The following is an 18,271-nucleotide window of genomic DNA, read 5'->3' as shown; positions in this document are numbered from 1 at the left end:
CCCAATATACACGGAAACCGCGAGTATTGTTGGGGAAAAATTTGGCTGCCGTCACCGCATATTGACGTGCTGGTCAGTCCGGCAGGGCGCCGGTCAGTACGTATTTAAGGATCTCGACCACCTGTGCTGGCTCGCGTGCCACGGCCAGTGCTGCGGCATCCACTTCTTTCAGCGCATGATCATGCTCGGGCAGCTGTAGAATGATCAGCGACTTGCCCTTCGCGGCAGCAAAGCCCGCGTCGAAGGCGGCATTCCACTGGCGGTATTTCTCGCCAAAGCGCACGACGACAATGTCGGCCTCCTCGATCCCCTTGCGGGTGCGGATGGCGTTGATCATCGCGCCTTTGTGGTCGTGCCAGTACTTGTTGGGCTCGTCGCCCAGAATAGCAACGCCGCAGTCGTCCGAGGCATCGTGATCCGTCACAGGGGCGCTGAAAGCCACATCCAACCCTTTCGCGCCGTCGATGATCTGCTTGCGCCAATCGGTGTGGATTTCGCCAGAAAGATAAACGTTCAGGGTCATAGGAGTTCCTTTCGCCCCAAACGTTAGGCACGCGACCGCACGGGTGGGCGTGGAACACGCCCGCCATGGGGCGGGCGGGCGTGTGCCGGACCGCAAAGCGCCCCGGCGAAGAGTTTATCCGCGCAGGCTGCCGCCTGTCGCTTTCTCGACCTTCTGAACGATCTTCTGGCTGACAGCCTCGATATCCTTATCGGTCAGGGTCGCATCGCGCGGTTGCAGGCGCACGGTGATAGCAAGGGACTTCTTACCCTCGCCCAGCGAGCCACCGATGAATTCGTCAAAGACGTTCACATCGGTGATCAGCGCCTTGTCGGCACCGGCCGCAGCGTTCACCAGATTGATCGCTTCCACATTGGCGTCCACCACGAAGGCAAAGTCGCGTTCAACCGGCTGCAGGTCAGATGCGCCCAGCGCCGTACGGCCCGTGCCTTTGGCTTTCGGGAACGGCACTTTCGCCAAATGCACGGCGAAGGCCACAACGGGGCCTTTCACGTCCATCTCGGCAATCGTTTTCGGGTGCAGCTCGCCAAATGCGCCAAGGATGTTCTTCGGACCCAGTCCCAGCTTAGCCGAGCGTCCCGGATGCCACCACGCGTTCATGTCACGCACGAAGGTCAGCTTGGCAGGTGCGCCGATGGCCGCGAGCACAGCTTCGACATCCGCCTTAGCGTCATAGGTGTCCACGGGGCGACGTGCACCGAAGCGATCACGCGGGCCGGTGTGGCCGACCAGAATGCCGGTGACCATCTGCTCGTACTCATCCGGCTCACCGCCGCTGAACGCTGGGCCAACCTCGAACAGTGCCAGATCCATGAACCCGCGTGCCTGATTGCGGGCGGCGGCTTGCAGAAGACCGGGCAGAAGCGAGGGGCGCATGTGGCTCATCTCGGACGAAATCGGGTTCGCCAAGGCCACGTTGTCACCACCAGTGCCGAAGCGTTTCGCACTCGCCTGATCAATGAAGCTGTAGGTTACACATTCGTTGTAGCCCAGAGCCGCCACGGTGCGCCGTGCAATGCCTTCACGCTTTTGCATTGGCGACAGGATCGCCTTTGGCACGCCCACATGGGTGCGCGGCAGCGGCTTGCCAACCAGCTTGGTCAGGGATGCGACGCGGGCCACTTCCTCGACCAGATCTGCCGACCCCAGCACGTCAGGACGCCAAGACGGCACATGGGCCATATCACCGTCGATGGTGAAGCCCAGCGCGGTCAGCGTTTTGCGCTGCTCGTCCGCAGGGATGTCCATACCGACCAGCGACTGAACACGGTCGGTGTCCAGCTTATAGGCACGCGAAACATCCGGCACGTCGCCAGCGACCACAACGTCTGATGCCTCGCCCCCGCAGAGATCAAGGATCATCTGGGTCGCAGCCTCGATCGCGGGCGCGTTGTATTCCGGGTCAATGCCTCGTTCGTTGCGATAGCGCGCGTCCGAGTTGACCTTCAACACACGGCCCGTTTTCGCGACACGGATCGCATCCCAGACAGCGGCTTCAAGGAAGACGTTGGTGGTCTCGTCGGTGCAGCCGGTGGGCAGACCGCCCATGATGCCTGCAATGCTTTCTACGCCTTCATCATCCGAAATGATGATCATGCCAGCGTCGAACGTGTATTCTTTCTCGTCCAGACCAACCAAGGTCTCGCCACCCTTCGCACGATGTACGCGCAGGTCGCCTTTGACCTTGTCGGCGTCAAACACGTGCAGCGGACGGTTCATGTCGTAGGTGAAGAAGTTGGTGACATCGACCAAGGCCGAGATCGGGCGCAGGCCCACGGCCTTCAAACGCGCCTGCAACCACGCGGGGCTGGGTCCGTTCTTCACGCCCTTGATCAAACGCCCCATGAACAAGGGGTTCGCGTCCAGCGTATCCTCGTCAATGGTCACGTTGATCGGGCTGGGGCCGTTGCCCTCAACCTTGTGTTCTTTCAAGGGCTTCAGCGTGCCCAGACCACGGGCGGCCAAGTCGCGCGCAATGCCGCGCACGCCCAGCGCATCCGGGCGGTTCGGCGTGATGGCGATCTCGATCACCGGGTCGACTTTCTCGGGGTCATTGGCGGCGAGCCAATCGACGAACTTGTCGCCCACTTCGCCCGAAGGCAGCTCGATAATGCCGTCATGCTCGTCCGACAGCTCCAGCTCGCGCTCAGAGGCCATCATGCCGTGGCTTTCCACGCCGCGGATTTTACCGACAGACAGGGTCACGTCGATGCCGGGCACATAGTCGCCGGGTTTGGCCAGCACCACAGTGATCCCCTCGCGGGCATTCGGCGCACCGCAAACGATCTGCTTTTCGCCCTCGTTCGTCTCGACCGTGCACACGCGAAGACGGTCAGCGTCGGGGTGTTTCTCGGCCGATTTGACCTTGGCGATGGTGAAGGCGCCCAGACGGTCCATGGGGTTGAAGATCTCTTCAACCTCGAGCCCCAGATCGGTGCAGGCCTCGGCGATGTCTTCCACGGAGGCCGTGGTGTCGAGGTGGTCTTTCAGCCAGGAGATGGTGAATTTCATTTGAACCTCTTAATTCCAGTCGGGGATAGCATGAACTGCTGACTCATCGTCATGCGCAGCGCATCCCGGATTCATTTTTTTAGCTAACACATCTAAGGCGGTTTCATCTGTAGCCAGCGATCCCGCGTCCCAATCGGCGTCGGTTTCTCCCGCGACCCGGATCGTTCCTTCGGCCACGGCCGCACAAAGCGTTTTAAATAGCGCGTTAATGTTTGTCGACCAACGCAACAGCGGATCGCTATTCACAAAACGCACATAAACACTCTCAAACGTCGGCGATTCTGGTCTACAATTTACCCAGAAACCGTTTGAATCCTCGCCAGCAAACTTGATCATACCAGCTGGCCAAAACTGATCAGCGAACTCCTGATCCTCCATTGGGTTTTCGCGACGCAACTGTTCAGCCAAACGAAAGTCCTCGAGTGATTCCTGTACAGAAACTGGTGCAAACAGATATCCGGCAAACGCTGCATTGTGGTAGGTTAACCCTTGCTGGATACCTCCGACACGTTGCCAAAATGCACGCAAAGATGATGGGATACTTAATCCTGTCTCTTGCGCCAACACTTGAATCTCACTCTCACTCGCAGGTGGCAGCAAGCACTCGAGCACCGGCGCGTTGATTGCGGCCAAACTTTCTAAGTATCTGTGGAGCCAATCCGTTGAGCTCACCTACTCAACCCCCCACGCATGGTCGGCACGTCAAGTGAGCTGAACCCATAGTGGCGCAGCCAGCGCAGGTCGCTGTCGAAGAACGCGCGCAGGTCGGGGATGCCGTATTTCAGCATGGCCAGACGGTCGATGCCGAGGCCAAAGGCAAAGCCTTGCCATTCGTCGGGGTTCACACCCGCCGCCGACAGCACTTTCGGATGCACCATGCCGGAGCCAAGGATTTCCATCCAATCGTCGCCCTCGCCCAGTTTCAGCGTGCCGCCTTCCCACGAGCAGCGAATGTCGACTTCTGCCGACGGCTCGGTGAAGGGGAAGTGCGAGGCGCGGAAGCGCAGTTCGATCTCGTCGATTTCAAAGAACGCGCGGCAGAATTCTTCCAGCGTCCATTTCAGGTTCGCCATCGAGATGTCTTTGTCGATCGCCAGCCCCTCGACCTGATGGAACATCGGGGTGTGGGTCTGGTCGTAGTCCGAGCGATAGACGCGACCCGGTGCGATCACGCGGATCGGCGCGCCGGTCTTCTCCATCGCGCGGATTTGCACCGGCGAAGTATGGGTGCGCAGCACGTGTGGCGGGCGGTTATCACCTTCATCACGGTGCATATAGAACGTGTCGAACTCCTGCCGCGCAGGGTGGTGCGGCGGGATGTTCAGGGCGTCGAAGTTGTACCAGTCACTTTCGATCTGCGGACCCTCCGCGACCGAGAAGCCCATATCGCCGAAGATGGCCGATATTTCCTCGGTCACTTGGCTGATCGGGTGGATCGTGCCACGGCGCTGCGGGCGCCCCGGCAAAGTGACGTCCAGCCATTCGGTGCGCAGACGTTCATCAAGCGCCGCATCGGCCAGCGCGGATTTCTTGGCGGAAATGGCCGAGTTAATCTCGTCCTTCAGGGCGTTCAGCTTCGGCCCGGCCACCTGCCGTTCCTCGGGCGTCATCTTGCCCAGCTCGCGCATTTTCAGGGCCACTTCACCCTTCTTCCCGACCGCCTGCACACGGATATCTTCCAGCGCAGCCTCGTCAGCCGCACCACCGATTGCGTCCAGATATTTTGTTCTGAGCTCGTCCATCTCGGTCCCTTTGCTTCGCACCGTTTCCAGCTAGCGAATAGAGTGCAAAATGGCAAGGTTGCTGCGCGGATTACGGGCCGTTCAGGGCGTCCATGCGTTTTTCCAGAAACGCGGCTTCCTCGGGCGCTTGGGACAGGGCGATGGCGGCGCGATAGTTTTGGGTGGCGTCGTCCAACCGCCCGAGACGCGCCAGAAGGTCGGCGCGGCAGGCATGGAAGGGTTGATAGGATTGCAGACGGCCCTCGCCTTCGATCCGCGTCAGCAGATCCAGCCCAGCCTGCGGGCCGTCTGCATAGGACAGAGCGACCGCCTGATTGACGCGCAGAACCGGGTTGGGTTGCGCCCGATACAGAAGGTCATACAGGGCGACGATCTGCGGCCAATCGGTGTCTGCGAAGCTGGGTGCCTCGGCATGTACGGCGCTAATGGCTGCTTGCAGCGCATAGGGGCCAGCGGCCCCCGCGCCCAGCGCGGATTTGGTCAGGGCGATCCCTTCGCGGATCCGCGCCTGATCCCACCGGGCGCGGTTCTGGGCATCAAGCGGGACAAAGCTGCCATCCGCGCCCCGGCGCGTCAGGCGACGACTGTCGGACAGAAGCATAAGCGCCAACAGGCCGCGCGTCTCGGCATGATCCGGCAATAGGCCGGTCAGGATACGGCCCAACCGAATAGCCTCTTGCACCAGTTCCTCGCGCATCATCTGGCCCGAGGACGCGTGGCAGCCCTCGGTGAAAATCAGATAGATCACACGCAGCACAGCATCGGTGCGGGTGTGCAAGTCTTCAGGCTCGGGCAGTTTGAAGGCAATCCCCGCCCCGGCCAGTTTTTTCTTCGCCCGTGTCAGGCGCGCGGCCATCGCGGCACGTTTGTCCAGAAAGGCACGCGCGATTTCATCCGTGGTCAGCCCGCCCAAGGCACGCAGGGTCAGCGCCACCTGCGACTTTTCCTCAAGCGCGGGGTGGCAGCAGGTGAACATCAGTTCCAGACGGTGATCGGGAATGACCATGTCGCGATCCTCGGGATCTGCGCGGTGCTGTTCCAGCCACAGCGCCAGTTCACCAGATTTACGATCAGCGGTTTCGCCGCGCCGGATCCGATCCAGCGCCTTGCGCCGCGCCACCGTGATCAGCCACGCATCGGGGTTGATGGGAATGCCCTTCTTCGGCCAGACCTCAAGCGCGGATACCACCGCGTCCTGCAAGCTGTCCTCGGCCAGCGCATAGTTGCCAGTCGAGGACACAAGCGCAGACAGGATGCGCCCCCAGTCTTCGCGGATCAATCGCGCGATCTGCGCAGATACGTCGACCGGGGACAGCATCTAGGATCAGTCGAAGACCATTACGGGACGCACTTCCACGCGCCCATATTTGGCATCCGGGATCTTGGCTGCATATTTCAGCGCCTCGTCCAGGTCCTTGCAGTCGAGAATATAATAGCCACCCAACTGCTCTTTCGTTTCGGCAAAGGGGCCGTCCATCAGCTCGGTCTTGCCGTCACGCACAGATACAGTGGTGGCGGTCGCAATGGGCTGCAACGCCTCGCCGCCAACCATCACGCCCGCATCCTGAACTTCCTGCGTGTAGTCCGCATAGGCCTGCATATATGGACCAAATTCGTCCGTGCCGGGCTGCGGGCCATTGTCCTCGGCGTTATAAATCAAACAGATAAATTGCATCTTTCTTCCTTTCGTCTGTTGGGAAAGGTCTTAGCCTTTCTGTGTACCAGACGTTTGACGATTGGCAAAATCGACATGGGGACCGAAAATTCGGGATTGTCCACTTTTGAGCCCTACTGAGGCTTTCATGAGTGTCGATACACCAAATCATCTGGGTCCTGTTTTTCAGCCGTTTCGTCAAGCGCAGCCCCTAGCCTTTCTGCTAGCCCCTGCGAACGCTGGTTTCTTGGGTCGATGTAGCTCACAAGAGTTTGCAGTTCACGCACTTCAAATGCCCAACGCCGCATCTCAATCGCGGCTTCGAACGCATACCCCTTACCTTCTGCAAAATCGAAAACCTGCCAACCCAGCTCTGGTTCCGGGCAACGTGGCCCATAGTTAATCTCGACTCTTCCAACACACTGATTTGTAGAAATAACCTCAATCGAAAGACTTCCAAAACCAAACATTTTCCATTGTGCAATCCCCTGACAGAAATCGCCCCATGCATGCACCGTTGAAAATGGACCACCCATATACACAGATCGTTCCGATTTCATCAGTTCCCAAAAGTCAGGCCAGTCTTCGAAGGTTGGAGCGCGCAATAATAGACGTTCAGTTTTCAATGTGGGAATGACAGTCATAATTCATGCCTTCCTTACTTAGAACAAAGCTAACAGTGTTGGATGTATTCTTGCATGTGTAGCTAAACTTTGAAGGTCTACAAAGTCCGCACAGCTGACATCCACCACCAAAAACAAAAAAGCCGCGAAGGTTCCCCCTCGCGGCTTTTGATTTCTTCGCTGTGATTGGCTTAGGCAGCCAGTGCAGCCTGTGCTTTTTCAACGATGGCACCAAATGCTTCGGGCTCGTGAACGGCCAGATCGGCCAGAACCTTACGGTCCACTTCAACGCCAGCCAGGTTCAGGCCGTTGATGAAACGCGAGTATGTCAGGCTTTCGTCATGCGAACGGACAGCAGCGTTGATACGCTGAAATAGCATCCACTCTAAGAGCACACGCGTCTGTAATACGTGAACACAAACGTGTCTGGGAGCGTGCCATCCAGCTTGCCCCCGTCTTCCAGATAGGGAATTGTCTCTATCATCCTTTGATAACACCTTGCGAATTCAGGCATAGAAGCCATTTCCGCCCCAGACAGAAACCACGCGGCGGAAATATCCACGCCGTGAGCTGGGCCAATAATAATCCGGTCCGGTGCTCGTGACAGAACATAGGCGCCATCCCCCTTTGTATGTCCAGGCCAGTGTTGTTGCTGTGTCAGAATGGGTACATTCTTCCTTTTCGCAATGATTGGATCATTCAGACCGAGCATATCGATAAATGTACGGCCCTGACCTGCGATAAATGGGGTAGACCCTGCAGTGTTCAGCGCAACTGTGATACCTGCGGGCCACGTGCGGTCTATATGCCGGCCCACGATTTCGCCGTACTGGGCCGCCCGGTCCCTCACACTGGATGGGCCAATGATCGCAACGATCAACGCTGCAAGCGCCGAGCTCCCAACAACAATATGTCTTGTCTGAACCCCAATGTCAGAGACTGATGCAAGAAGCAGCAAAGCACATGGTGCGATAATTGGAACGAACATCCGCGCCCATGGCATGTGATCTCCGCCCGCCCAGCAGATGTACAACAACTGTAGAAACACTGCGATGCCCAACAACTTCGTCGCCACGCTTAGTTGTGCGCTTCTCGACACTATGCCCGTGATGAGAAACGCTATCCCCACCGTCGGCACCATAATCAACCCCAAGGCAATATAGTCAGCGCCGCTTGAAAGCTTGTCCAGCAAAGGCAAATCAGCCTTCGCATAGAACGTTAGCGGAAATAGTTCGCCATAGACCTGCCAGCGTATTCCCATCTGGACAAAGGAGACGGCAGCGGGAACCCCGACCACGATCGCAGCAGCCAGAAAACGTGCCCGCCACGCTGAGGAATTGATCATCAGCAACCCTAGCCCAGATCCCGCGATGAATACCGACGTATCCAAACGCGTCAGGATTGCCAGTGAATAGGCAACTGCAGCGGCAACCAACAGCCAAGGGCGTGGTTTACGAAGATAGCACAACAAAGCCGTCAATCCAGCAGCAAGCAAGGCAGCGGCAACCACCGCCTCGAGCCCCCCCAGCACCCATACGGAAACGGGTGTCGAACCTGCCACGGTCAATACAGTCAACCCCCGTGGGAGCCAGTTGTCCCGCCCAGGCAATACAGCCCGCGCCGACATTCCCGTCGCAACAAGCAGCACTAGAACTGCAATGACATTCACTAGTTGCGCTGCTTCGATGGCATCGATCCCCAGCCGCAAGAAACCACCAGTCAACACCACATGCAGCAAGCTTGTATAACCTTCCACCCATTCCCCGCGGTTCCACTGAATTAGCCCGGTCTCTGCAAAGTTCCGTGCATAGCGCAACGTGATGTAAGCATCATCGTGGAAAAATTCCTGATGCTTGACGAGCAACGCCGCCAACACACCGATCGCAACGAAGAGCACAAGAATGTCGACCGAGAACCGTTTCAATGTAGATTTCACCTTAAAGCATCCAGAATGAAGGCAACCTACTGGAAAAAAGAACCTTCGCAATGCCAAGTTGAAAACGGCCGACCGGGTAAGACAGAAAATCGGACCTTGGGTGGCGACACCACACATGAAAAAACCGCGAAGGTTCCCCCTCGCGGCTTTTGATTTCTTCGCTGTGATTGGCTTAGGCAGCCAGTGCAGCCTGTGCTTTTTCAACGATGGCACCGAATGCTTCCGGCTCGTGTACGGCCAGATCAGCCAGAACCTTACGGTCCACTTCAACACCAGCCAGGTTCAGGCCGTTGATGAAGCGCGAGTATGTCAGGTTTTCGTCATGCGAACGGACAGCAGCGTTGATACGCTGGATCCACAGCGCACGGAACTGACGCTTGCGGTTCTTACGGTCGCGAGTTGCATATTGGTTCGCCTTGTCGACGGCCTGACGCGCTACCTTAAAGGTATTCTTGCGGCGACCGTAATAGCCTTTGGCGGCCTTGACGACTTTTTTGTGACGGGCGTGGGTTGTGGTTCCACCTTTAACGCGGGACATATCAGTATCTCCTCTTAGCGGTCGTAGGGCATGTAGCCCTTGACGATCTTAGCGTCGGGGGCGGACAGAGCGGACGTACCGCGTGCGTTGCGGATGAATTTCTTCGTCCGTTTAATCATTCCGTGCTGTTTACCAGCCTGGGCTCCGATGACCTTGCCGGTCGCGGAAACCTTAAAGCGCTTCTTGGCGCTCGATTTCGTCTTCATCTTGGGCATTTTCGTCTCCAAACAAAGGTTACGTTGATGCACGGCGGGCATGCCACATTAGCCCGCGCGCACATGAAGTTGGCCGTATAGGGGCAGATTGCCCGACTCGCAAGGGCTTTTTGCCGGTATCGATCAAAGGTCAGGCTTGGAAATACGCCATCCAGCGATTGACAAAAGCATCCACCACCTGCGGAATGGTGCCCAAGCTATATCTATCCGGCTTTGCGCTGACCGCCAAAGCTACCAATCCGCCACCCATTAGAAACATTATCGCCGGTATGCGTGGCGCATCTCCACGCCGAAGCGCACCCATAATTGTGGGTACTGACAACACAATAACGAAAAGCCCCACTACAAAAAAGTTATCATAAACCACGATCTCGCCCCTTCCCCAAAGAACCAATCTGATGTCTTATTCAAACATCATAGCCCAATTTGGGAAAGGTGCGTAGATCAAGTTTATCAGGTTGCGTAGATCAAACTCTCGTCACACGGCGCGACGCGCAGAATGTTGGTCGTGCCGGGCACGTTGAACGGCACACCTGCGGTCACAACGATTTGATCCGTCTCCTCCGCGAAACCTGAACTTCTGGCCGCCCGAGCAGCGGATACGACAGCTGCTTTAAAGCGTTCGACGACCGACGCGGTTACGAAACAGTTCGTACCCCAAGACAGACAAAGCCGGCGCGCCGTGCCTCGCAAAGGTGTCAAGGCGATGATCGGCACGCGGGGGCGCTCGCGTGCGGTCAACAGCGCGGTGGTCCCAGATTGCGTGAAGCAGCAGATCGCTTTGATGTCCGTGGTTTCTGCGATTTCACGCGCGGCGGCAACAATGGCGTCATTGACCCCACTGCGACTTGCGACACGCGACGCTTCCAGCTGCTCGCGATAGGTCTCGTCATTCTCGACCTCGATGGCGACCGCATTCATGGTGGCCACGGCCTCGACCGGGTATTGACCAGCGGCACTTTCCGCCGACAGCATAACCGCGTCAGCGCCGTCATAGATCGCGTTTGCCACGTCCGAAACCTCGGCACGTGTGGGCATCGGGCTTTCGATCATGCTTTCCAGCATCTGGGTAGCGACAATCACAGGCTTGCCCGCGCGACGGCACGAATGCACCAGACGTTTCTGGATCGGCGGCACGGCATGCACGGGCAGTTCGACCCCCAGATCGCCACGTGCAACCATGATGCCGTCGGACGCTTCCAAGATGGCGTCAAACGCATTCACGGCGGCAGGCTTTTCAATTTTCGACAAAACGGCGGCACGGCCGTGCGCCAACTCGCGCGCTTCTTCCACGTCCTCTGGACGCTGCACAAAACTGAGCGCCAGCCAGTCAACGCCCAGCTGACAGGCAAATTCCAAATCTGCGCGATCTTTGTCGGACAAGGCGGCCAGCGGCAGCACAACATCCGGCACATTTACCCCTTTGCGATCCGAGATCGTCCCGCCAACTTCAACGATACAATCGGCAAAGTCTGCACCACATTCACGCACCTTCAAACGCAACTTCCCGTCGTTGACCAACAAAGTGGACCCGACCTCAAGCGCGGCAAAAATTTCGGGGTGGGGCAAACAAACACGATGACCTTCACCCGGCGTGTCATCCAGATCAAAGCGGAAATCCTGACCTTCTTCAATGTCAGCGGCGCCCGCCGCGAAAACACCGCAACGCAGCTTCGGCCCCTGAAGGTCTGCCAAGATCGCGATGGGACGATCCAGATCTTTTTCCACCTGCCGCACCATTGCGTGGCGCGCGCGTTGTTCATCATGGGTGCCGTGGGACATATTCATGCGGAACACGTCGGCTCCAGCTTCAAAAAGCGCACGAATTGTATCGTAGTCATTTGAAGATGGGCCCAGTGTTGCAACGATCTTGACATTACGATGGCGTCTCACGGCGCACCTCTCTTTCATTTCTTACGCGGGGTCAGGGGACCTATGCCGCAAAATGTTAGCGCTGACAACTGGCACTTGGCTTTGACCTCGCTTAAAGGGGATATGAAACAGAAAAACAACGCCAAGATGACATACCTTCCATTTCACGTTCACGGCCCAGATCGGCCTTCGCGCTGGCTGATCACCTGTGATCATGCCGCAAATACCGTGCCCTCCTGCGTCGGTGGGGGGGATCTGGGCATCGCGCCCGAGGATATGAACCGCCACATCGCGTATGACATTGGCGCCGCTGGGGTCAGCATCCATCTGGCCGAACTTCTGGACGCACCCGCGATCCTATCTAATTTCTCGCGCCTTGTGATCGACCCCAACCGGGGCGAAGACGACCCGACGCTTCTGATGAAACTTTATGACGGTACAGTGATCCCTGCAAACCGCCATGCGGACGCCGCCGAGAAAGCCCGCCGATTGGATGCCTTCCACCGCCCCTATCACAATGCGCTGGCGGATCTGGCGGCACGTCAAGACAATACCGTGATCGTGGCGATGCACTCCTATACGCCCAAGCTGAATGGCCGGGCACCGCGCCCGTGGCACATTGCAGTCTTGCACGAGCGCGACAGCCGCCTTGCAACGCCCTTGATCAAACGGTTAGAGCAAGAGCCCGATCTATGCGTCGGCGAGAATGAACCATATGGCGGCCATTTGGACGGAGATTCCATCGACCGCCACGCGGTTGTACAAAAACGTCCCAACGTGCTGATCGAGATCCGAAATGACCTGATCGAAACTCAGGACCAGCAACGCGCCTGGGCCAAGCGCTTGGCACCGATCTTAACTGAAGTTTTGGCCCAAAACGGCCTGTAACACGCAACGACCGGGCGGCTTTGACGCATATGGATCTTCTTGTCCATACCGCCCTCGGACCCCATATATATAGCAGGCTTCAATGAAAGGAGACCTGCCATGACACTTGAACAACTGACGACGTTTTTCGGCTGGATGTCAGTCTTGAACATCACCTTTCTGTTGCTGGCAACCATTGGCCTGTCGCTGCTGCGCCCTGTGGCCGTTCGGCTTCACACAGTGTTCTTTTCGCTGAACGAGGACGCGCTGAACCGCGCCTATTTCAACTACCTCGCCAACCTGAAGATCCTGACGCTGGTCCTCTGTGTGGCCCCGTGGCTGGCACTGAAACTGATGTAAGCCAAACGCGCCCGGTTGACCTTACCGGGCGCAACCGTTCCAATACCGCGACCCACAAACCTATCGGAGCCCATCATGGACGACCAGACCCGTATCGAGATCGAAGCCGCCGCCTTTCGCCGCCTGCAAAAGCACCTGATGGAAGACCGCACCGACGCACAGAATATCGACCTGATGAATCTGGCTGGCTTTTGTCGCAACTGCCTCGCCCGCTGGTATCAGGAAGCGGCCAATGAACGTGGCATCGAGATGACGAAAGACGAAGGCCGCGAGGCGTTCTATGGCATGACCATGGCCGAGTGGAAGGCGAACTATCAGACCGACACCAGCCCAGAGAAACAGGCGAAGTTTGCGGTGGCATTTAAAGAAAACGTTACAGACAAAGAATAGACATACAGCGACAGCAACATGTGCTGCAGGTTTCCTCTTTTCTCATTCACCAACAGGTTCCGACATGGCTGATATTATCGATCACGGACAGGGACCTGTGTTGGTCTTCCTGCACGGCGCAGGCGTTGACAACCGGCTCTGGGATCCACAGCTTCTTGTCTTCGAGAAGACGCACCGTGTGATTGCCCTTAACCTTCCCGGTCACGGCACCGTTCCTGCGGTTGGCAGCGTCGAAGACATGGCAGATTGGGTGCATCGCCAACTCACCGATCTTGGCATAAATCGATATTGCGTTATTGGGCTGTCTCTTGGCGGCATGGTCGCCCTAGAGCTTGCCTCTCGGCATCCGGACCACGTTTCACACCTTGTGATGATCGAGTCCGTCCCCAACGCAATCGACTCGCGGATCGCCCGGCCATTTGCGCACGTCATGTTGATGCTGCTAAGACTTATCCCCGTTAAACTTCTGGCCAAGCTGCCCGGACGTTCTATGGGTGCCGAGACTGATGACGCCGCCAAATACGTTCAGGGCGCGATCGGGCGTATGAGCACCAGCAATATCTATGCAGTTATGCGCGCGGCGCTCGCCTATGACGGTCGCCCGCATCTGCCGCATATATCTATGCCTGCGACCATTATGGTAGGCGAGAAAAACAAGGCGACCCATGCACGCGCCGAAGACGCATCACGCACAATCAAAGCCGCCAATTTCCGGGTAATCCCCGGTGCCGGCCACATCGCCAACCGCGATGCCGTCGAATTCACGAATAATGCGTTGAGGGCAGCTTTAGGCGACAGCTAGCTGCATTGAGGAAGCACCCCATAACGTGCTGAGATGCCCGGCCTGACTTTAGGTCCGGATATGCTGACCTTCCACAATCAACCCTGTCGTGACAACCTACGCTAGACACAATCAACCAAGGGGCAAGAAATGCGACCATCAGACCAACTTGCCGAGTTCACACGCAAGGCAATATCAGCTGGAAAATCGCGCGAAGATATCCGCGACGCACTCAGCCAAGCGGGCTGGGCACCGAACGAAGTAGCTGGAGCTTTGGACGCTTGGGCAGATATCGATTTCCCAACGCCGGTCCCGCGTCCACGCCCATATGTCTCTGCCAAGGAAGCCTTTTTCTATGGTATCATGTTCGCGGCACTTGCGATGACGGCATGGCATCTGGTGGACTTGGCCCATCGGCTGATCAATCATTGGGTCGATGACCCGCTGAGTGACTATACAAGCCGATATGATTTGGAATGGGCACGCTGGTCGATCGCAGCTTTGATCGTCTTTGCACCGACCTTCCTTATGATGAACCGCGCGGCCGCGAAATCCGCAAAACTGGACCCCGGCAAGCGCCGGTCGGGCGTACGAAAGTGGTTTATCTATGTAACCCTTTTCTTCTCTGCACTCGCCCTTCTTGGGGACTTGACCGCAACAATCTATGCCCTTTTGAATGGGGACCTAACGCTACGCTTCGCACTGAAAGCTCTGTCAGTGGCCGTAGTTGCGGGAACAATATTCATCTATTTCAGATCTGAAATTCGCGAGGTTGACGATGCAGCGTGATGTCATCGCCCCAACGCTGATTGGTGTGCTGGCCGTTGCGGCCATTGCTGCCGGCCTGATGTTTACTGGCGGACCAAACACCGCGCGGGCAGAAAAGCGCGATGACGCAAGACATCGGGACATACGTGATCTATCTCGGCTGGTATCTTGCATCAAATCGCATGATGATGCGCTGCCGGATACCCTTAAGTCCGATGAACGCTGCAAGGCTGCACCCCTGGTTGACCAAACCAACAGGCAGCCGTACCGATACAATGTGATATCGGAAAACAGTTTCGATCTATGTGCCGATTTCGAATTGCCCGAGCGTTTCCAGAGCTATAGTCGCTATACCAGACCATCTGGCCAATGGCAGAAAGAATCGGAGTGTTTTCGGTTTACGTTGAAATAATCCCGAAGCGTAAAGGGCAGCATCCGCGTTCCGGGCTTCTTCGACAGTAAAAGCGCGCCTCGATCTCCATCTGGGCTTCTTCAGCGAAGCGCAGAATGGCGGCACGGGTGATGCCCTGCAGGAGTCGTTGAGCAGGCCAGGCTTAAGGATTTTGCCGTCTTTGACGCTGTATACGTTGTTCGACGCGCCCTCGGCCGCGAAACCATCTGACCACTCATGCGTCATCCGCATAGACGCCTGACCGGACACGTCCGGGGCACCCATGAGCGCCCGCACCTGGCTCAAGTCATTCTTCTGGTTTCAAGAACCGCAAGGGTCGCATGTTAACTCCGATTAGCGTCCAACTCTGATCAGGACTGTTTCCAAACCGGGATTGGGAAGCGGATAGCTTAGCTCTCCGTTCGAGCGATGATCCAATGACAATCCGATCCGCTCGCCCGTGTTGCGATAGATTCCTGCCTCGATCCCCGAGCGGAACTCAATAGGATAACCAAGATGCGGACCGCTCTCGGAGCGCATCCACCAGCCTGGCATGAAACTGAATTCGGCGTATCCAGGACCGCTTGGCATCCTAAACTCATTCACAGCACCCGCGCCGATCCAAACATCGCCAAGGCTGTCCACAGAAATCCCCACCACTGGACGGAAGGGGCCGAAGCTGACTGGAAGGTCGTGACGGTAATAGGCTTCGCCGCCGATCGAATCTGCGTCGAAGATCAGACTACCAACCGACAGGGTATGGCGCGCTATCTCCACAGCGGGCTTAACACAACCACGACCGCAGTGATTGACCCACATATCAATCAACGCGGTCAGCAGAAATAAAATGGCCAGAGTACCGTCCATAAAACCCTCATTTATTGCCAAAGACTTAGCGGAGTCCACAGGCCGAGTCACCTACGAGATCACCACCAATCATTTTGTAACAGTTTTTTTGCCGATTGCGCTTGAGCTTCCCGAAAGCCGGAGCTATACACGCCTCACCGCTGGCGCGGGATGGAGCAGCCCGGTAGCTCGTCAGGCTCATAACCTGAAGGTCGTAGGTTCAAATCCTACTCCCGCAACCAACGCCTCGCACCCATCAGGGTGAAAGTTCAACAAGTCCTCGCTCAGCGAGGACTTGTTGCGTTTTGAGGCTGTCGACAGAGTACCTGCCAGATCGTCAAACAAATCAACAATCGAACCGTCCCTGTCTTCTGACGAGGTGATTACAATCGCTTCGATCATCGAGCGAATAAGCTCAGATGCTTCCCTTTGGACCTGTCGCGCTTTTCAGCTTTCTTGGGCCCTCAAACAGGTGGGCCCAAGCGTTAAGCGCAATGACGATTCGCTCAGCTTTGATCCGGCCATCGCGGTAAATGACGTCGACACCAGCATGGCGACGCTTGAAAGTGGTAACGGGTGTGTTCTCGTATATCTCGGCGCCCGCAAATTCAGCCAGTCTTTTCAATGCGCGCACATGTTTGGTCGGGTCTAGGACACCAACGTCTGGCTCAAAGAATGCCGCCTGAGGCCTTGGACTATTAACCCGTGCTTGAACCTCTGGTGCATTTAGCCATTCGCTATTGTTTGGCGAGAATTCGTTCAGGAGCTCAAAGGTTTTTCTGAGGCGCGCGACTTGTGGCGGGGTGTAGGCGATCCTCAGTCCGCCTTTGTGCTCGTAATCATTGTCTAGTTCATGCTCCTTGCTGAGGTTGCGCACATAGTCGACGGCTTTCTTCATATAGAGTTGGGCCTCGCTCGCGCGCTCTTTCCCCCGCATGAGCTTCACTAAGCCTGGCTCAAAACCAAACTGAGAGGCATTGAACCCGCCGTTTCGACCCGACGCGCCAAAACCAACATACTGCGCCTCGAGAACAACGACACGCGCACTGGGATTGTCGTACTTTATTTCTCTTGCAACGGTAAGACCGGTAAACCCTCCGCCGACTATGACAACATCAGCTGTGTGATCTCCTGTGAGAGGTACATTTAGGGTGTAGCATCCATAATTGTCTTCCCAGAAGGAATAGCTTGTGTTCATCATCGGAGTTCCGATCGCGGTTACTTAGTGTTCGAGGCAGGTGGTGCCGGTTCAGAAACGGTGCGAAGAATTCACCTGCGACTAAGGTCAAAACCCTTCAGCGTAGGTGGGAACCCAGTCTGTCAGGCAGGCATGTGTTTGGGTGCGCCAGTCTTTAAAAACGCGGATTTGTAGACCAGCAGACCGTCGGCCCAATGCAGAACATCGGTACCTTCTAATTTGGCAACGGGTCCTGTTGGTCCAGAGATGATAAGCAGCCAATGTGTGACAACCTTGCCAACGGCTTCCTCGACCACAGCATCTTTGACAACGAAGTGCAGACCACCCATCGACATGATCTCATGCGTCGCATTGAGAATGCTGTCCCGACCAACATGGTTTGTACCATTTGAGTTATAGAAAACCGCGTTCTCGGCGAACAAGGATGCAACGGCCTGTGGATCATTTGCGCTATAGGCCTCTGCCAAAGCGCCCGTTAGAGCCAGACACTCTGCCTTATCTGTTTGGACTTGTGTCATGGGTTTTCCTCCATCTTGTCAGGAATTTTGGTGATGCGTAGCAACGTCGCCCGCGCAACAGGCCAGAATATCTGCTTCTCGGTTGGCCTTTCTTAAAATAATGTCCATTCGGGTCCGAATGTCTCAACGATCATAAGAAGGCCTATCGCGAACCAGACCAAATTGATGGCACGGCACAACATCGGGAAGTTTTTGCTTGTAAGATCCTCAAGGAGGTACGCTTTCCCGGTCAATGTACCTTGGGCCGCCCAAGCCGCAAACAGCACTCCCCACAACCAAGTCTGGCTCAGCACCGCAACAACAATGCATGCCAAGGCCACTATTGTTCGAATGCGGGTTTGCCTATCAGCCGCGCCGTTTCTCATTTCGGTTTGCATTTGTAGGGCCCTCCTCACCCAGCCGCTGTTTCCACCGACCTTTGGCTCAGATCATCTGACTAAGACGCCAGTAGGATCTGGCAGGTCGATGCGTAGCCCAGACCACGCTTCATCGCTGGGAACATACGAACGCTGGCTGCGATCAGGTTCATGTCGTTCAT

The 18,271-nt window shown here is 56.7% G+C and carries 22 protein-coding genes, 1 tRNA gene and 1 pseudogene; 7 read left to right on the top strand and 17 right to left on the bottom strand.

Going from position 1 to position 18,271, the window contains the following annotated elements; all coding sequences use genetic code 11:
• Positions 1-73: 73 nt before the first annotated feature.
• The 13 genes and pseudogenes from FIL88_RS00115 to pyk form a co-directional block, all read right to left on the bottom strand.
• Complete coding sequence (locus FIL88_RS00115; RefSeq protein ID WP_142851798.1) at positions 74-523, bottom strand: YtoQ family protein; 450 nt, start codon at positions 521-523, stop codon at positions 74-76.
• 114 nt (positions 524-637) lie between these two features.
• Positions 638-3,034, bottom strand: a complete 2,397-nt coding sequence (pheT, locus tag FIL88_RS00110) for a phenylalanine--tRNA ligase subunit beta (protein WP_142851797.1) — start codon at positions 3,032-3,034, stop codon at positions 638-640.
• A gap of 9 nt (positions 3,035-3,043) precedes the next feature.
• The gene (locus FIL88_RS00105; protein ID WP_185960792.1) at positions 3,044-3,667 is read right to left on the bottom strand and encodes an SMI1/KNR4 family protein; all 624 of its coding nucleotides are present in this window, start codon (positions 3,665-3,667) and stop codon (positions 3,044-3,046) included.
• A 35-nt stretch (positions 3,668-3,702) separates the two neighbouring features.
• Complete coding sequence (gene pheS, locus FIL88_RS00100) at positions 3,703-4,776, bottom strand: phenylalanine--tRNA ligase subunit alpha (RefSeq protein ID WP_142851795.1); 1,074 nt, start codon at positions 4,774-4,776, stop codon at positions 3,703-3,705.
• Between the two features lie 70 nt (positions 4,777-4,846).
• Positions 4,847-6,094, bottom strand: coding sequence for an RNA polymerase sigma factor (locus FIL88_RS00095; RefSeq protein WP_142851794.1), 1,248 nt, complete (start codon positions 6,092-6,094; stop codon positions 4,847-4,849).
• Positions 6,095-6,100: 6 nt separating this feature from the next.
• Positions 6,101-6,451, bottom strand: a complete 351-nt coding sequence (locus FIL88_RS00090) for a YciI family protein (RefSeq protein WP_142851793.1) — start codon at positions 6,449-6,451, stop codon at positions 6,101-6,103.
• Between the two features lie 125 nt (positions 6,452-6,576).
• The gene (locus FIL88_RS00085; RefSeq protein WP_142851792.1) at positions 6,577-7,074 is read right to left on the bottom strand and encodes a GNAT family N-acetyltransferase; all 498 of its coding nucleotides are present in this window, start codon (positions 7,072-7,074) and stop codon (positions 6,577-6,579) included.
• 170 nt (positions 7,075-7,244) lie between these two features.
• A pseudogene (locus FIL88_RS16885) lies at positions 7,245-7,424 on the bottom strand (50S ribosomal protein L20); the annotation flags it as partial.
• A gap of 14 nt (positions 7,425-7,438) precedes the next feature.
• A complete protein-coding gene (locus FIL88_RS16880; RefSeq protein ID WP_246066569.1) occupies positions 7,439-9,262 on the bottom strand; it encodes a hypothetical protein in 1,824 nt (607 codons plus the stop codon).
• Positions 9,162-9,527 carry a 50S ribosomal protein L20 gene (gene rplT, locus FIL88_RS00075; protein WP_142851790.1) on the bottom strand — a complete coding sequence of 122 codons (366 nt, stop codon included), beginning with the start codon at positions 9,525-9,527 and terminating at the stop codon, positions 9,162-9,164. Before rplT ends, FIL88_RS16880 begins: the two co-directional genes overlap by 101 nt.
• A gap of 14 nt (positions 9,528-9,541) precedes the next feature.
• Positions 9,542-9,742 (bottom strand): 50S ribosomal protein L35, encoded by a 201-nt coding sequence (rpmI, locus tag FIL88_RS00070; RefSeq protein WP_142851789.1) that lies wholly within the window; start codon positions 9,740-9,742, stop codon positions 9,542-9,544.
• Between the two features lie 130 nt (positions 9,743-9,872).
• The gene (locus FIL88_RS00065; RefSeq protein ID WP_142851788.1) at positions 9,873-10,109 is read right to left on the bottom strand and encodes a hypothetical protein; all 237 of its coding nucleotides are present in this window, start codon (positions 10,107-10,109) and stop codon (positions 9,873-9,875) included.
• 86 nt (positions 10,110-10,195) lie between these two features.
• Positions 10,196-11,635 carry a pyruvate kinase gene (pyk, locus tag FIL88_RS00060; protein ID WP_142851787.1) on the bottom strand — a complete coding sequence of 480 codons (1,440 nt, stop codon included), beginning with the start codon at positions 11,633-11,635 and terminating at the stop codon, positions 10,196-10,198.
• 126 nt (positions 11,636-11,761) lie between these two features.
• Here pyk and FIL88_RS00055 point away from each other — a divergent pair, with 126 nt between their 5' ends.
• From FIL88_RS00055 to FIL88_RS00030, 6 genes are all read left to right on the top strand, one after another.
• Complete coding sequence (locus FIL88_RS00055) at positions 11,762-12,502, top strand: N-formylglutamate amidohydrolase (protein ID WP_142853391.1); 741 nt, start codon at positions 11,762-11,764, stop codon at positions 12,500-12,502.
• Positions 12,503-12,601: 99 nt separating this feature from the next.
• A complete protein-coding gene (locus FIL88_RS00050) occupies positions 12,602-12,841 on the top strand; it encodes a DUF6868 family protein (protein WP_142851786.1) in 240 nt (79 codons plus the stop codon).
• A 75-nt stretch (positions 12,842-12,916) separates the two neighbouring features.
• Positions 12,917-13,231 carry a DUF1244 domain-containing protein gene (locus FIL88_RS00045; protein WP_142851785.1) on the top strand — a complete coding sequence of 105 codons (315 nt, stop codon included), beginning with the start codon at positions 12,917-12,919 and terminating at the stop codon, positions 13,229-13,231.
• Positions 13,232-13,295: 64 nt separating this feature from the next.
• A complete protein-coding gene (locus tag FIL88_RS00040; RefSeq protein WP_142851784.1) occupies positions 13,296-14,033 on the top strand; it encodes an alpha/beta fold hydrolase in 738 nt (245 codons plus the stop codon).
• A 129-nt stretch (positions 14,034-14,162) separates the two neighbouring features.
• A complete protein-coding gene (locus FIL88_RS00035) occupies positions 14,163-14,801 on the top strand; it encodes a DUF5671 domain-containing protein (protein WP_142851783.1) in 639 nt (212 codons plus the stop codon).
• Positions 14,791-15,192: a hypothetical protein gene (locus FIL88_RS00030; RefSeq protein ID WP_142851782.1), complete on the top strand. Its 402-nt coding sequence runs from the start codon at positions 14,791-14,793 to the stop codon at positions 15,190-15,192. The genes FIL88_RS00035 and FIL88_RS00030 overlap by 11 nt, the downstream gene beginning before the upstream one ends.
• 333 nt (positions 15,193-15,525) lie before the next feature.
• Here the strand turns inward: FIL88_RS00030 and FIL88_RS00025 are convergent, their stop codons facing one another.
• Positions 15,526-16,038 carry an acyloxyacyl hydrolase gene (locus FIL88_RS00025; RefSeq protein WP_142851781.1) on the bottom strand — a complete coding sequence of 171 codons (513 nt, stop codon included), beginning with the start codon at positions 16,036-16,038 and terminating at the stop codon, positions 15,526-15,528.
• Positions 16,039-16,182: 144 nt separating this feature from the next.
• Between FIL88_RS00025 and FIL88_RS00020 the strand changes: the two genes are divergently transcribed.
• A tRNA-Met gene (locus tag FIL88_RS00020) sits at positions 16,183-16,259 on the top strand.
• A gap of 173 nt (positions 16,260-16,432) precedes the next feature.
• On the opposite strand, the gene FIL88_RS00015 is transcribed toward FIL88_RS00020, so the two are convergent.
• From FIL88_RS00015 to FIL88_RS00005, 3 genes are all read right to left on the bottom strand, one after another.
• Positions 16,433-17,218, bottom strand: a complete 786-nt coding sequence (locus FIL88_RS00015) for an NAD(P)/FAD-dependent oxidoreductase (protein ID WP_142851780.1) — start codon at positions 17,216-17,218, stop codon at positions 16,433-16,435.
• A 119-nt stretch (positions 17,219-17,337) separates the two neighbouring features.
• Positions 17,338-17,733: a YybH family protein gene (locus FIL88_RS00010; protein WP_142851779.1), complete on the bottom strand. Its 396-nt coding sequence runs from the start codon at positions 17,731-17,733 to the stop codon at positions 17,338-17,340.
• 92 nt (positions 17,734-17,825) lie between these two features.
• Positions 17,826-18,110, bottom strand: a complete 285-nt coding sequence (locus FIL88_RS00005; RefSeq protein WP_142851778.1) for a hypothetical protein — start codon at positions 18,108-18,110, stop codon at positions 17,826-17,828.
• Between the last annotated feature and the right edge of the window lie 161 nt (positions 18,111-18,271).

The sequence above is a fragment of the Aliiroseovarius halocynthiae genome, assembly GCF_007004645.1.
GTDB classification, from domain to species: domain Bacteria; phylum Pseudomonadota; class Alphaproteobacteria; order Rhodobacterales; family Rhodobacteraceae; genus Aliiroseovarius; species Aliiroseovarius halocynthiae.
This window is presented reverse-complemented; position numbering and strand designations above follow the sequence as displayed.